This is a genomic window from Enterobacter cloacae complex sp. 372C4, from assembly GCF_050030615.1.
GTDB lineage: Bacteria > Pseudomonadota > Gammaproteobacteria > Enterobacterales > Enterobacteriaceae > Enterobacter > Enterobacter intestinihominis.
In genome coordinates this window covers 1,379,929-1,398,274 of the sequence record NZ_JBLGUQ010000001.1, presented here as the reverse complement: position 1 = coordinate 1,398,274, position 18,346 = coordinate 1,379,929, and the positions used below count along the sequence as shown (strand labels likewise).

13 protein-coding genes are annotated in these 18,346 nt (G+C 56.2%); 12 read left to right on the top strand and 1 reads right to left on the bottom strand.

Annotated features, from left to right (window positions below; genetic code table 11):
• Positions 1-166 precede the first annotated feature (166 nt).
• The 8 genes from csrD to tldD all read left to right on the top strand — a co-directional run bounded on the left by csrD (position 167) and on the right by tldD (position 12,440).
• The gene (gene csrD, locus ACQG11_RS06660; RefSeq protein WP_022649564.1) at positions 167-2,107 is read left to right on the top strand and encodes an RNase E specificity factor CsrD; all 1,941 of its coding nucleotides are present in this window, start codon (positions 167-169) and stop codon (positions 2,105-2,107) included.
• Between the two features lie 282 nt (positions 2,108-2,389).
• Positions 2,390-3,433: a rod shape-determining protein MreB gene (gene mreB / locus ACQG11_RS06655; protein ID WP_000913396.1), complete on the top strand. Its 1,044-nt coding sequence runs from the start codon at positions 2,390-2,392 to the stop codon at positions 3,431-3,433.
• Between the two features lie 62 nt (positions 3,434-3,495).
• Positions 3,496-4,512, top strand: a complete 1,017-nt coding sequence (gene mreC / locus ACQG11_RS06650; RefSeq protein ID WP_003860400.1) for a rod shape-determining protein MreC — start codon at positions 3,496-3,498, stop codon at positions 4,510-4,512.
• A complete protein-coding gene (gene mreD / locus ACQG11_RS06645; RefSeq protein ID WP_003860402.1) occupies positions 4,512-5,000 on the top strand; it encodes a rod shape-determining protein MreD in 489 nt (162 codons plus the stop codon). The genes mreC and mreD overlap by 1 nt, the downstream gene beginning before the upstream one ends.
• Before the next feature lie 9 nt (positions 5,001-5,009).
• Positions 5,010-5,603 carry a Maf family protein gene (locus ACQG11_RS06640; protein ID WP_003860403.1) on the top strand — a complete coding sequence of 198 codons (594 nt, stop codon included), beginning with the start codon at positions 5,010-5,012 and terminating at the stop codon, positions 5,601-5,603.
• A complete protein-coding gene (gene rng, locus ACQG11_RS06635) occupies positions 5,593-7,062 on the top strand; it encodes a ribonuclease G (protein ID WP_003860405.1) in 1,470 nt (489 codons plus the stop codon). The genes ACQG11_RS06640 and rng overlap by 11 nt, the downstream gene beginning before the upstream one ends.
• A gap of 42 nt (positions 7,063-7,104) precedes the next feature.
• Positions 7,105-10,911 carry an AsmA2 domain-containing protein YhdP gene (yhdP, locus tag ACQG11_RS06630; RefSeq protein WP_069597001.1) on the top strand — a complete coding sequence of 1,269 codons (3,807 nt, stop codon included), beginning with the start codon at positions 7,105-7,107 and terminating at the stop codon, positions 10,909-10,911.
• Positions 10,912-10,994: 83 nt separating this feature from the next.
• Positions 10,995-12,440 carry a metalloprotease TldD gene (gene tldD / locus ACQG11_RS06625; RefSeq protein WP_022649562.1) on the top strand — a complete coding sequence of 482 codons (1,446 nt, stop codon included), beginning with the start codon at positions 10,995-10,997 and terminating at the stop codon, positions 12,438-12,440.
• Between the two features lie 112 nt (positions 12,441-12,552).
• On the opposite strand, the gene aaeR is transcribed toward tldD, so the two are convergent.
• A complete protein-coding gene (aaeR, locus tag ACQG11_RS06620; RefSeq protein WP_022649561.1) occupies positions 12,553-13,479 on the bottom strand; it encodes an HTH-type transcriptional activator AaeR in 927 nt (308 codons plus the stop codon).
• Between the two features lie 178 nt (positions 13,480-13,657).
• Between aaeR and aaeX the strand changes: the two genes are divergently transcribed.
• From aaeX to ACQG11_RS06600, 4 genes are all read left to right on the top strand, one after another.
• Entirely contained in the window at positions 13,658-13,861 is a 204-nt protein-coding gene (aaeX, locus tag ACQG11_RS06615; RefSeq protein WP_003860416.1) for a p-hydroxybenzoic acid efflux pump operon protein AaeX, read from the top strand.
• 7 nt (positions 13,862-13,868) lie between these two features.
• Entirely contained in the window at positions 13,869-14,801 is a 933-nt protein-coding gene (gene aaeA / locus ACQG11_RS06610) for a p-hydroxybenzoic acid efflux pump subunit AaeA (protein ID WP_023298740.1), read from the top strand.
• Between the two features lie 5 nt (positions 14,802-14,806).
• A complete protein-coding gene (gene aaeB / locus ACQG11_RS06605) occupies positions 14,807-16,774 on the top strand; it encodes a p-hydroxybenzoic acid efflux pump subunit AaeB (protein ID WP_426728266.1) in 1,968 nt (655 codons plus the stop codon).
• Positions 16,775-16,860: 86 nt separating this feature from the next.
• Entirely contained in the window at positions 16,861-18,315 is a 1,455-nt protein-coding gene (locus ACQG11_RS06600; RefSeq protein WP_017382714.1) for an NAD-dependent succinate-semialdehyde dehydrogenase, read from the top strand.
• The last annotated feature ends 31 nt before the right edge of the window (positions 18,316-18,346 follow it).

Here is an 18,346-nt window from a genome sequence, read left to right as displayed (position 1 = left end):
ATTGATGATGGGAAAATATGTACTGAAGACTATACTCGCTCAATGAAACGCAGTGCCGATTTAACGCAATAAATTGCCAGATACACCAGGTTTGCTAGTATGCCGCATTTGAAATGCAAGTTAGCGCTCACTTGCGACCCCTTCAACCCACGGAGTAATCTCAAGGATGCGATTAACGACGAAGTTCTCAGCTTTTATCACCTTGCTGACGGGACTGACCATATTTGTCACGCTAATCGGCTGCTCGCTGAGCTTTTATAATGCCATCCAGGATAAGCTGGTTAACCGGGTAGAATCGGTTGCATCGGTTATCGACACTCGCCTGATTACAACCTCCTTCCCGGCACTTTCGCGTGAACTGGATGAGTTAATGGTGCCTGTGGATATCGTGCAGATCGACATTAAACAGGGGAAGCAGACCGTTTTCAGCCATACCCGTCAGGGCAGCTACCGTCCTGCCGGCACGGTAGATCAGTATCGGGACATAACGGTACGCTCACTTAAACATCCGGGTATGACAATCCATCTGATGTACCAGGATCCGATGAGCAACTATTTACGCTCGCTCATGACCACCGCGCCCTTAACCATCGCCGTTGCCTTGATCGTCCTGCTGATTTTCCTCGCCGTTCGCTGGCAGCGTCGTCAACTTTCCGGCCAGGAACTGCTGGAAACACGCTCGGTGCGAATACTGAATGGCGAGCGGGGTCCGCAGGTACGGGGATCGGTTTATGAATGGCCATCACGTACCAGTAGCGCCCTGGACGTGCTGCTCTCCGAAATCCAGTTTGCCAGCGATCAGCGTAGCCGTATGGACACGTTGATTCGCTCCTACGCCGCGCAGGATAACAAAACGGGCCTTAACAACCGTCTCTTCTTTGATAATCAGCTGGCTACGCTTCTTGATGATCCCGAAAAGGTGGGGACGCATGGCGTGGTAATGATGATTCGCCTGCCCGACTTCGATCTGCTCCGTGATACCTGGGGCCAGCGCGTGGCGGAAGAGAATCTCTTCACGCTGATTAACCTGCTGTCCACCTTTATTATGCGCTACCCCGGCGCGTTACTGGCACGCTACCACCGCAGCGACTTTGCTGTCTTGCTGCCGCATCGCACCTTAAAGGAGTCCGAGAGTATCGCCAGCCAGCTGTTGAAAGCCGTCGATGCGCTACCCCAGAGCAAAATGCTCGACCGCGACGATATGGTGCATATGGGCATCTGTGCCTGGCGCGGCGGTCAGTCGACGGAGCAGGTGATGGAACATGCAGAAGCGGCCACGCGCAACGCCGTATTGCAGGGGGCGAACGGCTGGGCGGTCTATGATGATACGCTACCGGAAAAAGGGCGCGGCAACGTACGCTGGCGAACCCTGATTGAACAGATGCTGAGCCGGGGTGGACCGCGCATCTATCAAAAACCGGCGGTCATAAAAAATGGTCATGTCCATCATCGTGAGCTGATGTGCCGTATTTTTGATGGGACCGAGGAGGTTATCTCCGCAGAGTATTTGCCGATGGTGCTGCAATTCGGATTGTCCGAAGAGTATGACCGCCAGCAAATCACCCGCCTCATTCCGTTTTTATCGTACTGGCCTGAAGAAAATCTGGCTTTACAGGTGACCGTCGAATCGCTGATCCGTCCGCGTTTTCAGCGTTGGTTACGTGACACGTTAATGCAATGCGAAAAATCGCAACGCAAACGCATTATTTTTGAACTTGCAGAGGCAGATGTAGGTCAACACATCAGCCGGTTGCGCTCGGTTGTGCGTTTAATCAATGCGCTTGGGGCTCGCGTGGCGGTAACACAGGCGGGTCTTACCCTGGTCAGCACCAGCTGGATCAAAGAGCTGGATGTCGAATTATTGAAGCTGCATCCGGGTCTGGTAAGGAATATCGAAAAGCGCACGGAAAACCAGCTGCTGGTACAAAGCCTGGTGGAGGCGTGCAAAGGAACGCAAACGCAAGTATTTGCCGCAGGCGTACGTTCACGCAGTGAATGGCAGATGTTGACAGAGCGCGGCGTGACGGGCGGTCAGGGGGATTTTTTTGCCGCCTCTCAGCCGCTTGACACCAATGTGAAAAAATATTTGCAAAGATACTCTGTTTGACCTGCCGTTTACTTTGTTTTCACGTAGAATATCGCGCCTGTAGCTTTGAGTAAGACGAGCATAAAAGCCAGTGAACGACCTTTTATAGGTTACAAGTGAAAGTGAGGGACGCTGCTGTTTACTCAGCCCTGAGGGATTCAGGGGATGAATTTGTAACAAAGGAAACGTGCTGCACTAATTTTCACCGTAGCAGACGATTTTTGCGCCTTGTCGCTGCTGCGTGTGGTTGGTAAAGTAAGCGGATTTTGTTTTCCGCCCCAGCTTTCAGGATTATCCCTTAGTATGTTGAAAAAATTTCGTGGCATGTTTTCCAATGACCTGTCCATTGACCTGGGTACCGCGAATACCCTTATCTATGTAAAAGGACAAGGCATCGTATTGAATGAGCCTTCCGTTGTGGCCATTCGTCAGGATCGTGCTGGCTCGCCAAAAAGCGTGGCCGCAGTAGGCCATGATGCGAAGCAGATGCTGGGCCGTACGCCGGGCAACATTGCCGCGATCCGCCCAATGAAAGATGGCGTTATTGCTGACTTCTTCGTGACCGAAAAAATGCTTCAGCACTTCATCAAGCAGGTTCACAGCAACAGCTTCATGCGCCCAAGCCCGCGCGTACTGGTGTGTGTGCCGGTTGGCGCAACCCAGGTTGAACGCCGTGCAATCCGTGAATCCGCTCAGGGTGCCGGTGCGCGTGAAGTGTTCCTGATTGAAGAACCGATGGCTGCGGCAATTGGTGCGGGTCTGCCGGTTTCTGAAGCAACCGGTTCTATGGTGGTGGATATCGGTGGCGGTACCACTGAAGTGGCCGTTATCTCCCTGAACGGCGTGGTGTACTCCTCTTCCGTGCGTATCGGCGGCGACCGTTTCGACGAAGCCATCATCAATTACGTTCGCCGTAACTACGGCTCTCTGATCGGTGAAGCGACCGCAGAGCGCATCAAGCATGAAATCGGTTCTGCCTATCCGGGTGATGAAGTTCGCGAGATCGAAGTTCGCGGTCGTAACCTGGCAGAAGGCGTGCCACGCGGATTCACCCTGAACTCCAACGAAATCCTGGAAGCGTTGCAGGAGCCGCTGACCGGCATCGTGAGCGCGGTGATGGTTGCGCTGGAACAGTGCCCGCCAGAGCTGGCCTCCGATATCTCCGAGCGCGGTATGGTTCTGACCGGTGGTGGTGCGCTGCTGCGTAACCTCGACCGCCTGTTAATGGAAGAGACAGGTATTCCTGTCGTAGTTGCAGAAGATCCACTGACTTGCGTCGCCCGTGGTGGTGGCAAGGCGCTGGAAATGATCGACATGCACGGCGGCGACTTGTTTAGCGAAGAGTAGTCGGGTGTGAGAGGGTAGCAAATGGCTACCCTTTCTCTCTGACGCGAGAATACGCATAGCCTATGAAGCCAATTTTTAGCCGTGGCCCGTCGCTACAGTTTCGCCTGATCCTGGCGGTTCTGGTGGCGCTCGGGGTCATTATTGCCGATAGCCGCCTCGGTACGTTCAGCCAGATCCGAACGTACATGGATACCGCCGTCAGTCCTTTCTACTTTATTTCAAATGGTCCCCGTGAACTGCTCGACTCCGTGTCGCAAACGCTTTCATCGCGTGACCAGCTCGAACTCGAAAACCGTGCATTACGCCAGGAACTGCTGCTGAAAAACAGCGAGCTACTGATGCTGGGGCAATATAAGCAGGAAAACGCGCGTCTGCGGGAACTGCTTGGCTCGCCGCTGCGCCAGGATGAACAGAAAATGGTCACCCAGGTGATCTCCACCGTAAACGATCCATACAGCGATCAGGTGGTGATTGATAAAGGCAGCGTGAACGGCGTATACGAAGGTCAGCCTGTCATCAGCGATAAAGGCGTTGTGGGCCAGGTCGTGGCGGTTGCCAAACTGACCAGCCGTGTGCTGCTGATTTGCGATGCCACCCATGCACTGCCGATTCAGGTGCTGCGTAACGATATTCGCGTAATTGCCGCCGGTAATGGTTGTACGGACGATCTGCAACTGGAACACCTGCCCGCCAACACGGATATCCGCGTGGGTGACGTGCTGGTGACGTCTGGTCTGGGCGGTCGTTTCCCTGAAGGCTACCCGGTTGCGGTTGTCTCTTCCGTGAAGCTCGACACTCAGCGTGCCTACACCGTGATCCAGGCGCGTCCAACGGCTGGCTTGCAGCGTTTACGCTACCTGCTGCTGCTATGGGGCGCCGATCGCAACGGCGCTAACCCGATGACGCCGGAAGATGTGCATCGCGTGGCCAATGAGCGCCTGATGCAGATGATGCCGCAGGTGCTGCCTGCGCCGGATGCAATGGGGCCACCTGCGCCCGTACCGGCTCCGGCGACGGGGTTAACGCAGCCGCTACCGGATGCGCCGCCACCGCCGCAAGTCTCGGGTGGAGGGCAGTAGTGGCCAGTTATCGTAGCCAGGGGCGCTGGGTAATCTGGCTCTCATTCCTCGTTGCATTGTTGCTGCAAATTATGCCCTGGCCGGACGACATTCTTGTTTTCCGGCCAAACTGGGTATTACTCATTTTGCTCTACTGGATCCTTGCCCTGCCGCACCGCGTAAATGTCGGCACAGGTTTTGTGATGGGTGCCATACTGGATCTTATCAGTGGCTCTACGCTTGGCGTCCGCGCCTTATCCATGAGCATTATTGCGTATCTCGTTGCACTCAAATTCCAGCTCTTTCGTAACCTTGCGCTCTGGCAACAGGCGCTGGTGGTGATGTTGTTGTCGCTCGCTGCGGATATCGTTGTTTTCTGGGCAGAGTTTTTAGTGATCAACGTCTCTTTCCGACCGGAAGTGTTCTGGAGTAGTGTAGTAAACGGTGTGCTCTGGCCGTGGCTGTTCCTGCTGATGCGTAAAATTCGCCAGCAGTTTGCCGTGCAATAAAAGGTTTCTATGACGTCTTTGTATCTTGCCTCCGGTTCTCCGCGTCGCCAGGAACTGCTCGCGCAGTTGGGTGTATCCTTCGAACGCATCGTTACCGGTATCGAAGAAAAACGTGCTGAGGGCGAAAGCGCTCAGCAGTATGTCTCCCGTCTGGCGCGTGAAAAAGCGCAGGCGGGCGTTGCATGCGTGCCGCGTGACTTACCGGTGCTGGGGGCCGATACCATCGTCATTCTCAATGGTGAGGTGCTTGAGAAACCCCGCGACGCAGACCATGCGGCGCGGATGCTGCGTAACATGTCCGGACAAACCCATCAGGTGATGACGGCGGTAGCGCTGGCAGACAGCCAGTACGTTCTGGATTGCCTTGTGGTAACGGAAGTGACGTTCAGAGTCCTCACCGACGAGGAGATCGCCGGCTATATCGCCAGCGGTGAACCTATGGATAAAGCAGGTGCATACGGTATTCAAGGGTTGGGTGGCTGTTTTGTCAGGAAGATAAATGGCAGCTATCACGCCGTAGTCGGCTTACCGCTGGTGGAAACGTATGAGTTGCTGAGCAATTTTAACTCACTGCGTGAGGGAAGGGATAATTATGACGGCTGAATTGTTGGTAAACGTAACGCCATCGGAAACCCGTGTGGCCTACATTGATGGTGGCATTCTTCAGGAAATTCATATTGAGCGTGAAGCGCGGCGCGGAATCGTAGGCAATATCTACAAAGGTCGTGTCAGTCGTGTACTGCCGGGTATGCAGGCGGCTTTTGTAGATATTGGGCTCGATAAAGCGGCGTTTTTGCACGCCTCCGACATCATGCCGCATACCGAATGCGTGGCAGGCGAAGAGCAAAAACAGTTTGCCGTGCGCGACATCTCTGAGCTGGTGCGTCAGGGCCAGGATCTGATGGTGCAGGTGGTAAAAGATCCGCTGGGCACCAAAGGCGCGCGTCTGACCACCGACATCACCCTTCCTTCACGTTATCTGGTCTTTATGCCGGGGGCGTCGCACGTCGGCGTGTCACAGCGTATTGAGAGCGAAAGCGAGCGTGAACGCCTGAAAAAGGTGGTCAGCGCCTACTGCGACGAGCAGGGCGGGTTTATTATCCGTACCGCAGCGGAAGGGATCAGCGAAGAAGACCTGGCCTCGGATGCGGCCTATCTGAAGCGCGTCTGGACCAAAGTGATGGAGCGTAAAAAACGCAACCAGACCCGCTACCGGCTATACGGTGAGCTGGCGCTCGCTCAGCGCGTATTACGTGATTTCGCCGATGCGCAGCTCGACCGCATCCGCGTGGACTCGCGTCTGACGTACGAAGCCTTACTGGAGTTCACCGCCGAGTACATCCCGGAAATGCCGGGGCTGCTGGAGCATTACACCGGACGCCAGCCAATATTTGATCTCTATGACGTTGAAAACGAAATCCAGCGTGCGCTGGAGCGTAAGGTTGAGCTGAAATCGGGTGGCTATCTGATCATCGATCAAACCGAAGCGATGACCACCGTCGACATCAACACCGGCGCGTTTGTCGGCCATCGCAACCTCGATGACACCATCTTTAATACCAATATAGAAGCGACGCAGGCCATCGCACGCCAGCTTCGCCTGCGTAATCTGGGCGGTATTATCATCATCGACTTTATCGATATGAATAATGAAGACCACCGCCGTCGCGTGCTGCACTCCCTGGAGCAGGCGCTGAGTAAAGATCGCGTGAAAACCAGCATCAATGGCTTCTCGCAGCTCGGTCTGGTGGAAATGACCCGGAAACGGACCCGCGAAAGCGTGGAACATGTCCTGTGTAATGAGTGTCCAACCTGCCATGGACGCGGAACGGTAAAGACGGTGGAGACGGTCTGCTACGAGATCATGCGTGAGATTGTCCGTGTCCATCATGCCTACGACTCAGACCGTTTTCTGGTCTATGCTTCCCCTGCGGTGGCAGAGGCCCTGAAAGGGGAAGAGTCGCACGCGCTGGCGGAAGTGGAAATCTTTGTCGGCAAACAGGTAAAAGTGCAAATTGAGCCGCTCTATAACCAGGAGCAGTTTGACGTCGTCATGATGTAAACGCAGTTCGCTGCGAGATTTAAGGCTGACAAGGAGAGACGCGTGAGGCGATTGCCGGGGATTTTACTGCTTACAGGGGCAACGCTGGTCGTGATTGTCGCGTTGCTCGTGAGCGGGCTGCGTCTCGCCTTGCCGCATCTGGACAGCTGGCGGCCGCAGATCCTGGCAAAAATCGAATCTGCCACCGGTCTGCCGGTGGACGTGAGCCATATCGAGGCAAGCTGGCAGAACTTTGGCCCGACGCTTGATGCGCGGGATATCAGCGCCAGCCTGAAAGATGGCGGCCATCTTAAAATCAAACGCGTCACCCTGGCGCTGGATGTCTGGCAAAGCCTGCTGCATCTGCGCTGGCAGTTTCGCGATCTCACCTTCTGGCAACTTCAGCTGATGACCAACACGCCGCTGCAAAGCGGCGACAGCGATCGTGGGCTGGAAACCAGCCGTATCAGCGATCTCTTCCTGCGTCAGTTCGATCATTTCGATCTCCGCGACAGCGAAGTGAGCTTTATAACCCTTTCCGGACAGCGCGCTGAGCTGGCGATCCCACAGCTGACCTGGCTAAACGGGAAAGATCGCCACCGCGCCGAGGGGCAGGTGAATCTCTCCAGCCTGAACGGGCAGCACGGCGTTATGCAGGTGCGGATGGATCTGCGCGACGACAATGGCCTGCTGAACAACGGCAGGGTGTGGCTACAGGCAGACGACGTGGACGTGAAGCCGTGGCTGGGTGAGTGGCTACAGCAGAACATGCAGCTGGAAACCGCGCGCTTCAGCCTGGAAGGCTGGATGACCCTGACGAACGGGGCATTCGCCAGCGGCGATATCTGGCTTAAGCAGGGGGGCGCGAGCTGGAAGGGGGAAAACCATCAGCATCAGCTTTCCGTCGATAACCTCACCGCACACGTGACGCAGGATAAAGGCGGCTGGCAGTTCGCTATTCCGGATACGCGCATCTCCATGGATAACAAACCCTGGCCGCGCGGCGCACTGACGCTGGCGTGGATGCCGGAGCAGGACGTCGGCGGGATAAACGGTAAACGCAGCGATGAGCTGCGTATCCGTGCCAGTAACCTGGATCTGACGGCGATCGAAGGGTTGCGTTCAATGGCCGCAAAACTCTCACCGGAGCTGGGCGAAATCTGGCTGGCGACGCAACCGAGCGGGCAGATAAACCGGCTGGCGCTGGATATTCCGCTCCAGGCCACGGAAAAGACGCGTTTTCAGGCGGCATGGAAAAATCTCGCATGGAAACAGTGGAAGCTGCTGCCGGGTGCCGAGCACTTCAGCGGTAAACTGGAAGGAAGCGTGGAAAACGGCAGGCTGACGGCAGAAATGCAGGAAGCAAAAATGCCGTACGAAACGGTCTTCCGTGCGCCACTGGAGATCGAAAAGGGAAACGCCACTCTTAACTGGCTGAAGAATGACAAAGGTTTTCAGCTCGATGGTCGCGATATTGATGTAAAAGCCAAAGCGGTACATGCCCGCGGTAATTTCCGTTATCTACAGCCTGAAGGCGATGAGCCGTGGCTGGGCATTCTGGCAGGCATCAGCACAGATGACGGTTCGCAGGCGTGGCGCTACTTCCCGGAAAACCTGATGGGGAAAGCGCTGGTAGACTATCTCAGCGGCGCCATTCAGGGCGGTCAGGCGGACAACGCCACGCTGGTCTACGGCGGCAATCCGCACCTGTTCCCGTATAAGCATAACGAAGGCCAGTTCCAGGTTCTGGTGCCGCTACGCAACGCCACCTATGCCTTCCAGCCGGACTGGCCCGCGCTGAAGAATCTGAATATCGAACTCAACTTCCTGAATGACGGCTTGTGGATGAAGACGGACAGCGTTGCGCTGGGCGGCGTAACAGCAAGCAACCTGACGGCAAACATCCCGGATTACTCCAAAGAGAAACTGCTGATTGATGCGGATATTAAGGGGCCGGGTAAAGCGGTTGGCCCATATTTTGAAGATACGCCGCTGGATGACTCCCTGGCGGCCACTCTCCAGCAGTTGCAGTTAGATGGTGATGTGAATGCTCGCTTACATCTGGATATCCCGCTCGACGGTGAAATGACCACCGCCAAAGGCGACGTTCGTCTGAACAATAACAGCCTCTATATCAAGCCGCTGGACAGCACGCTGAAAAACCTTAGCGGTCAGTTCAGCTTTGTTAACGGCAATCTGAAAAGTAAGCCGCTGAAAGCGACCTGGTTCAATCAACCCGTCAATATCGATTTCTCCACCACCGAGGGCGATAAAGCCTACCAGGTGGCGGTCAATATGGACGCGAACTGGCAGCCGTCACGCATGGATGTTCTGCCGAAGCCGATTGAGAATGCGGTGGACGGCGCGGTGTCATGGAATGGCAAGGTCGCCATCGACCTGCCTTATCATGCCGGTGCGCGCTATAACGTCGACATTACGGGCGATCTAAAAAACCTCAGTAGCCAGCTTCCCGCACCGCTGAACAAGAAAAGCGGTGAAGCACTGCCCGTCAACGTTAAGGTTGCGGGCAACCTCAACAGCTTTGATTTAACCGGAAACGCTGGCGGAACAAACCACTTCAACAGCCGCTGGCTGCTTAACCGCAAGCTGACGCTGGACAGGGCGATCTGGACGACTGACAGCCGTACCACGCCGCCGCTGCCGGAGCAGGCGGGCATTGAACTGAATCTCCCGCCGATGGATGGCGCAGAGTGGCTGGCACTGTTTCAGAAAGGTGTCGGGCAAAACGTCGATCAAACGGCGCAGTTCCCGCAGTCCATTACCTTGCGCACGCCTGCGCTGACGCTAGGTGGGCAGCAGTGGAACAACCTGAGTATTGTCTCCCGGCCGACGGTGAACGGCTCAAAGGTCGAGGCGCAGGGGCGTGAAATTAACGGTTCGTTGACGATGCGCGATAACGCGCCATGGCAGGCGGCTATCCGTTATCTCTATTACAACCCGACCTTTACGGCGTCTAAAACACAGTCGACAAGTACGTCTCCTTTCAGCAGCAGTGGAACGTCGCGCGTGGATTTCAGCAACTGGCCCGATCTCCAGCTGCGCTGTGCGGAGTGCTGGCTGTGGGGACAGAAATATGGCCGTATCGACGGTGATTTTGCTATTCAGGGCAATACGCTGAGCCTCTCTGGTGGGCTGGTGGATACCGGCTTTGGCCGCATGACCGCCGCTGGCGAGTGGGTGAACAAACCGGGTGAACAGCGCACCTCGCTGAAGGGCGATATTAAAGGCAACAAGCTGGACTCCGCGGCTAACTTCTTTGGGATCAGCACGCCGCTTCGCGGATCGTCCTTCGATGTGAATTACGATCTGCACTGGCGCGCGGCACCGTGGCAGCCGGACGTTGCCTCGCTGAACGGTATCCTCAGAACCCGTTTTGGTAAGGGACAAATTGCCGATGTTAGCACCGGTCATGCAGGGCAAATACTGCGCCTGCTGAGCTTTGACGCGCTGCTGCGCAAGCTGCGCTTCGATTTCAGCGATACCTTCAACGACGGTTTCTATTATGACTCCATTCGCGGAACGGCCTGGATCAAGGACGGCGTGATGCATACCGATGATACGCTGTTGGACGGCCTGGAAGCGGACATCGCCATGAAAGGATCAGTGAACCTCGTGCGCCGGGAGCTGGATATGGAAGCGGTTGTTGCCCCGGAAATCTCCGCTACAGTGGGTGTTGCTACCGCTTTTGTGGTCAATCCGATAATCGGCGCGGCGGTATTTGCCGCCAGCAAAGTGCTGGGGCCGCTCTGGAGCAAAGTCTCGATTCTGCGCTACCGCATTACGGGCCCAATCGATAAACCGCAGATTAATGAAGTGCTGCGCCAGCCGCGCAAAGAAGCACAGCAATGATTTGACGTGGGCAGGTAATTGCCTCACTCTCAATAATATTGATTTTATACCGCCACTGGCGGCAACGAACGAGTAGCAATACGATGAGTCTGAACCTGGTAAGTGAACATTTGCTCGCAGCGAACGGCCTGAGCCATCAGGACCTGTTCTCCATTCTTGGTCAACTGACCGAACGCCGCCTCGACTACGGCGATCTCTATTTCCAGTCGAGCTATCACGAATCCTGGGTTTTAGAAGACAGCATCATTAAAGATGGTTCTTATAACATTGACCAGGGCGTCGGCGTGCGCGCCGTCAGCGGCGAAAAAACCGGTTTTGCTTATGCAGACCAGATAAGCCTGGCCGCGCTGGAGCAGAGCGCGCAGGCGGCGCGAACCATTGTGCGCGATACCGGCGACGGTCGTGTCAAAACGCTGGGTGAAGTGCAGCACGCTGCGCTTTATACCAGCATCGACCCACTGCAAAGCATGAGCCGCGAAGAGAAGCTGGACATCCTGCGTCGCGTGGACAAAGTGGCTCGCGCGGCGGACAAACGCGTGCAGGAAGTCTCTGCCAGTCTGAGCGGTGTTTATGAATTGATTCTGGTGGCGGCGACGGACGGTACGCTGGCCGCCGACGTGCGTCCGCTTGTGCGCCTCTCTATCAGCGTACAGGTGGAAGACGACGGCAAGCGCGAGCGCGGCTCAAGCGGTGGCGGCGGTCGTTTTGGCTACGACTGGTTCCTTGGCGACGTTGACGGCGAAGCGCGCGCGGATGCGTGGGCAAAAGAAGCCGTGCGCATGGCGCTGGTCAACCTGTCTGCCGTGGCGGCACCTGCCGGTACGCTGCCGGTGGTTCTGGGCGCAGGCTGGCCTGGCGTGTTGCTGCACGAAGCGGTCGGTCACGGCCTGGAGGGGGATTTCAACCGTCGCGGGACGTCCGTATTCAGCGGTCAGATGGGGCAGCTAGTCTCCTCCGAACTGTGTACCGTGGTGGATGATGGCACCATGCTCGACCGTCGCGGCTCGATTTCTATCGACGATGAAGGCACGCCGGGCCAGTACAACGTGCTGATCGAAAATGGCGTACTGAAAGGTTACATGCAGGACAAGCTTAACGCGCGTCTGATGGGCGTTGCGCCAACGGGTAACGGTCGTCGCGAATCCTACGCGCACCTGCCGATGCCGCGCATGACCAACACCTACATGCTGCCGGGTAAATCCACGCCGCAGGAGATTATCGAATCCGTTGATTACGGGATCTTCGCGCCGAACTTTGGCGGCGGCCAGGTGGATATCACCTCCGGTAAATTTGTCTTCTCTACCTCAGAGGCGTATCTGATTGAGAAGGGCAAAGTGACCAAAGCGGTGAAGGGCGCAACCCTGATTGGCTCTGGCATTGAGGCCATGCAGCAGATTTCCATGGTGGGTAACGACCTGAAGCTGGATAACGGCGTGGGCGTCTGCGGCAAAGAAGGTCAGAGCCTGCCGGTAGGCGTGGGCCAGCCAACCCTGAAGGTCGATAACCTGACGGTGGGCGGCACGGCGTAATTTTTTCATTTTCCCCTCACCCTAACCCTCTCCCCAACGGGGAGAGGGGACTGCTCCGTGCTGTCTTTTCTCCCTCGCCCCTTTGGGGAGAGGGCCGGGGTGAGGGGGAGGCCTACTCTTTCCTTCTTCCCCGCATCCCCTGAAACAGCTCTGCCACTTCCACAAAATAGTCCGTCAGATAGTTAATACAGACCTGCACCTTCAGCGGCAGCTTGTCCTTTTCGGTATAGAGCGCGTACACCGGGCGCGGATCCGACTGGTAGCGCGGGAAGAGGATCTCCAGTTCGCCGCTGTTGATCTCGTTGATCACCCACATCAGCGGCACGTAGGCGATCCCGGCCCCGGCCACCAGCCAGCGTGAGATGGTCATCGGATCGTTGGTCACGAAACGGCCTTCAGGCAGCAGTTTGGTGGAAAGCCCTTCTGGCGCGATCAATTCAAATTCGTTATCTGGGCGAACGCTGTATTCCAGCCACGAGTGGTTGCTAAGGTCGGCAGGTTTTTCCGGTACGCCATACTGTGCCAGATAGCTTTTCGAAGCGCAGACCACCATCGGCATGCTGCCCAGTCGACGCGAGAACAGGCTCGAGTCCTGCAATGCGCCAACGCGGATCACCACGTCTAACCCATCGGCAATCAGATCCGGTGCCGGAATACCCGTTACCAGATTAACGGTTAAACCGGGATACTCTTTCAGCATTTCCGCCGTCATGGCAGCGAGAACATTTTGTGCCATAGTTGAAGAACACCCGATACGCAGCGTGCCGATAGGCGTGTTGTTAAAGGCGTAGAGCTGCTCGTGAACATCCTGCACTTCATGCAGCATTCGACGGCAGCCCTGATAGTAAATTTTACCCGCTTCCGTCAGCCCAATGCTGCGGGTGCTGCGGTTGAGCAGCTTCACCTGGAGCTCATCTTCCAGTTTTGACACTGTCTGGCTAATGGATGAGACGCTCATTTGTAGCTGACGTGCTGCGGCGGTAAAAGAGCCTTGCTCAACCACTTTCGCAAAGACGGACATGCGTTTTAGACGTTCCATTATTCACTCTGGCTTAAAAGTGATTTAGATCACATATGATAGATAACAGCATAACAGTTACGTTAATATATTATTAATTACATAACGGCTGCGCCACTCTCACCCGGCAATTCATGCTCTCCTGCGGCGGCGTGAGCTTAATAATCCAGTAACCTGCATCTCTTTAATCAAGGTCAACATGAGTCTGTTTCCCGTTATCGTGGTGTTCGGTCTGTCGTTCCCACCGATATTTTTCGAGCTTCTTTTATCACTGGCGATCTTCTGGCTGGTGCGCAAGGTGCTGGTCCCTACCGGGATTTATGATTTCGTCTGGCATCCTGCATTGTTTAATACCGCGCTGTATTGCTGCCTGTTCTATTTAATATCGCGCATGTTTGTCTGAGGTTGATGTGAAAACGCTAACAAGAAAAATCTCCCGCACTGCCATCACTATGGCGCTGGTCATCCTGGCGTTCATCGCTATTTTTCGCGCCTGGGTTTATTACACCGAATCCCCGTGGACGCGCGATGCGCGTTTCAGCGCGGAGGTGGTCGCGATAGCGCCCGATGTCGCCGGTCTCATTACGGCGGTCAATGTCCACGATAACCAGCTGGTGAAAAAAGATCAGGTACTGTTCACTATCGACCAGCCGCGCTATCAAAAAGCGCTGGAAGAAGCGGAAGCCGACGTAGCGTATTACAACGCGCTGGCCGCTGAAAAACGCCGTGAAGCAGGACGTCGTAACAAGCTGGGCATCCAGGCCATGTCCCGGGAAGAGATTGATCAGTCCAATAACGTGCTGCAAACCGTGCTGCATCAGCTGGCAAAAGCGCAGGCGACGCGCGATCTGGCGAAGCTCGATCTGGAACGTACCGTTATCCGCGCCCCGTCCGATGGCTGGGTAACCAACCTCAACGTCTATGCGGGTGAGTTTATCACGCGCGGCTCTACGGCCGTGGCGCTGGTGAAACAGAACTCTTTCTACGTCCTCGCCTATATGGAAGAGACCAAGCTGGAAGGCGTGCGTCCGGGCTATCGCGCCGAAATCACGCCGCTCGGCAGCAACCGGGTCCTGAAAGGAACCGTGGACAGCGTGGCCGCGGGGGTGACCAACGCCAGCAGTACCAATGATTCAAAAGGGATGGCGACCGTCGATTCTAACCTCGAGTGGGTTCGTCTGGCGCAGCGCGTACCGGTACGCATTCGTCTGGATGAGCAGCAGAGCAACCTCTGGCCCGCTGGCACCACGGCGACGGTAGTGATCACCGGTGAAAAAGACCGTGATGCCAGCCAGGATTCTATCTTCCGTCAAATCGCCCATCGCCTGCGCGAGTTTGGTTGATCGCTATGGGCATTTTTTCCATCGCCAGCCAGCACATCCGCTTCGCCGTGAAGCTGGCATGCGCCATTGTGCTGGCGCTGTTTGTTGGCTTCCATTTCCAGCTTGAAACGCCGCGCTGGGCTGTTCTGACCGCCGCGATCGTCGCCGCCGGTCCTGCCTTCGCGGCGGGTGGCGAACCTTACTCCGGGGCAATTCGCTATCGCGGGATGCTGCGTATTATCGGTACCTTTATCGGCTGTATCGCCGCCCTGACCATTATCATCCTGATGATCCGCACGCCGCTGCTGATGCTGATTGTATGCTGTATCTGGGCGGGTTTTTGCACCTGGGTCTCTTCGCTGGTGAAGGTGGAGAACTCGTACGCCTGGGGCCTGGCGGGATATACCGCGCTGATTATTATCATCACCATTCAGAGTGAACCGCTGCTTGCTCCGCAGTTCGCCGTGGAACGTTGCAGCGAGATTGTCATTGGTATCGTCTGCGCGATTGTCGCCGATCTGCTCTTCTCTCCGCGATCCATCAAGCAGGAAGTCGATCGTGAGCTGGACGCGCTGATTGTTGCCCAGTACCAGCTCATGCAGCTGTGCATTAAGCACGGCGACAGCGAAGAGGTCGACAAGGCCTGGAGCGCGCTGGTGCGCCGCACGCAGGCGCTGGAAGGGATGCGCAGTAATCTCAATATGGAGTCTTCCCGCTGGGAGCGTGCCAATCGTCGTCTAAAAGCGATCAATACCGTCTCGTTAACGCTGATCACCCAGGCGTGTGAAACCTACCTGATTCAGAACACTCGCCCCGAAGTGGTAACGGATACCTTCCGCGAACTGTTTGATGAGCCTGTGGAGACGGTGCAGGACGTGCATCGACAGCTTAAACGCATGCGTCGTGTGATTGCCTGGACGGGCGAACGGGATACGCCAGTCACCATTTATACCTGGGTTGGCGCCGCAACGCGCTACCTGCTTCTGAAACGCGGCGTGATTAGCAACACCAAAATCAGTGCGGCGGAAGAAGAGGTGTTACAGGGCGAAGTGGTGATCAAACCGGAATCCGCCGAGCGTCATCATGCGATGGTTAACTTCTGGCGTACCACCCTGGCCTGTATACTCGGCACGCTGTTCTGGCTGTGGACCGGCTGGACGTCCGGCAGCGGCGCGATGGTGATGATTGCCGTCGTTACCGCGCTGGCGATGCGTCTGCCCAACCCGCGCATGGTCGCTATTGATTTTCTGTACGGCACCATTGCGGCGTTACCCATTGGCGCGCTCTACTTCCTGGTAATCATCCCCTCGACGCAGCAAAGCATGCTTTTGCTCTGTATCAGCCTGGCGGTGATGGCGTTCTTTATCGGGATTGAGGTACAAAAACGCCGTCTGGGATCGTTAGGTGCGCTGGCGAGTACGATTAACATCCTCGTGCTGGATAACCCGATGACCTTCCATTTCAGCCAGTTCCTGGATAGCGCATTAGGCCAGCTGGTGGGCTGTTTCCTGGCGATGATGGTGATCCTGCTGGTGCGGGATAACTCTCAGGCGCGGACAGGGCGCGTGCTGCTCAATCAGTTTGTGTCGGCCGCCGTATCGTCCTTGACCACCAACACCGTGCGGCGCAAGCAGAACCACCTTCCGGCCCTTTACCAGCAACTGTTCCTGCTGTTGAATAAATTCCCGGGCGATGTCGCTCGCTTCCGTCTGGCGTTAACCATGATTATCGCGCACCAGCGTCTGCGGAACGCGCCAGTGCCGATCAACGACGATTTGTCCGCTTTCCACCGCCAGCTACGGCGAACGGCGGACCATGTGATATCGGCATCCAGTGATGACAAACGTCGCCGCTACTTTAAGCAACTGCTGGAGGAGCTGGATATCTACCAGGAGAAACTGCGAGTCTGGGAAGCCCCGCCGCAGGTTACCGAGCCGGTAGAGCGGCTGGTGTTTATGCTGCACCGCTACCAGAATGCCCTGACAGACAGCTAACGAAGAGAAAACCGACGCCAAAAGCGTCGGTTTTTTTGTGGCTATACTTATTCTTGCAGGTTCAAACATTCAGGAAGGGAGGACACATGACAACCCAGGCTCTTCAGGACAGTATTCTTTTTCAGACCGGGTATCTGGTTAACGGTATCTGGAAAACACTCGACACCACGTTTGATGTGCTAAACCCGGCCACGGGCGAGGTGGTTGCGAAAGTGGCGAAAGCAGGGAAAGCCGAAACCGAAGAGGCCATTGCGGCCGCGACGAAAGCCTTTCCCGCATGGCGCGCAAAAACGGCAAAAGAGCGTTCCACGATCCTCTATCGCTGGTATGAACTGATTATCGAGAACAAAAGCTGGCTCGGGCGGCTGATGACCACCGAGCAGGGCAAGCCGCTGAAAGAGGCTGAGGGCGAGGTGGACTACGCTGCCAGCTTTATTCAGTGGTTTGCGGAGCAGGCCAAGCGCGCTAACGGTGAAATCATTCCTCCGGTTAAACCCGGCTCCCGTATTCTGGCCACTCGTGAACCTGTTGGGGTGGTTGCTGCTATCACGCCATGGAATTTCCCGATGGCTATGCTCACCCGTAAGCTCGGCCCGGCGCTGGCAGCAGGATGTACCGGCGTCATCAAGCCTGCAAACAACACGCCGCTGAGCGCCTTTGCGCTGCTGACGCTGGCGAAGCAGGCCGGTGTGCCGGATGGTGTGCTGAATGCGGTCGCGGGGAGCACCTCAGAAATTAGCGACGCCATTATGGCCAGCCATGACGTGCGCAAAATCTCGTTTACGGGGTCAACCGCCGTCGGGAAAACGCTGGTTCGCAATTCCGCTGAGACCATGAAAAAGGTATCGATGGAGCTGGGCGGCAATGCGCCGTATATCGTTTTCGAGGACGCGGATATTGAGGCCGCCGTCAAAGGCGCCATCGCCAATAAATTCCGTAACGCCGGGCAGGTCTGCGTCAGCGTAAACCGTTTCTATATTCAGGAGACGGTCTATGACAAGTTTGTCAATCAGCTTGCCGATGCGGTGAAGGCGCTGAAGGTGGGTAACGGTCTGGACGAGGGCGTCGTTGTCGGCCCGCTGATTGAGCCTTCGGCTGTCGAGAAAGTCCGTGAGCACGTCGAAGATGCGGTAGCGAAGGGGGCCACGGTGCTGGCTGGGGGTAAACCGCACGAACTTGGCGGCAACTTCTGGATGCCAACCGTACTCGGTGACTGCCATGAAGGCATGAAGCTGGCAGAAGAAGAGACCTTTGGTCCCGTTGCCGCCTGCTTCCGCTTCACGTCGGAAGACGAAGTGGTTATGCGCGCTAACAATACGCCTTACGGGCTGGCGGCCTACTTTTATACCCAGAATCTCTCGCGCGTGTTCCGCGTCTCACAGGCCATTGAGAGCGGCATGATCGGAATTAATGAATGTGCGGTCTCGACCGAGCTGGGTCCGTTTGGGGGCGTAAAAGAGTCCGGGCTGGGACGCGAGGGGTCCGTGCTGGGGCTGGAGGAGTTTCTGGAAGTTAAAACCCTGCATATCGGGGGCTTATAATAGACAGGGCGGCATCTGCCGCCCGCCTGTA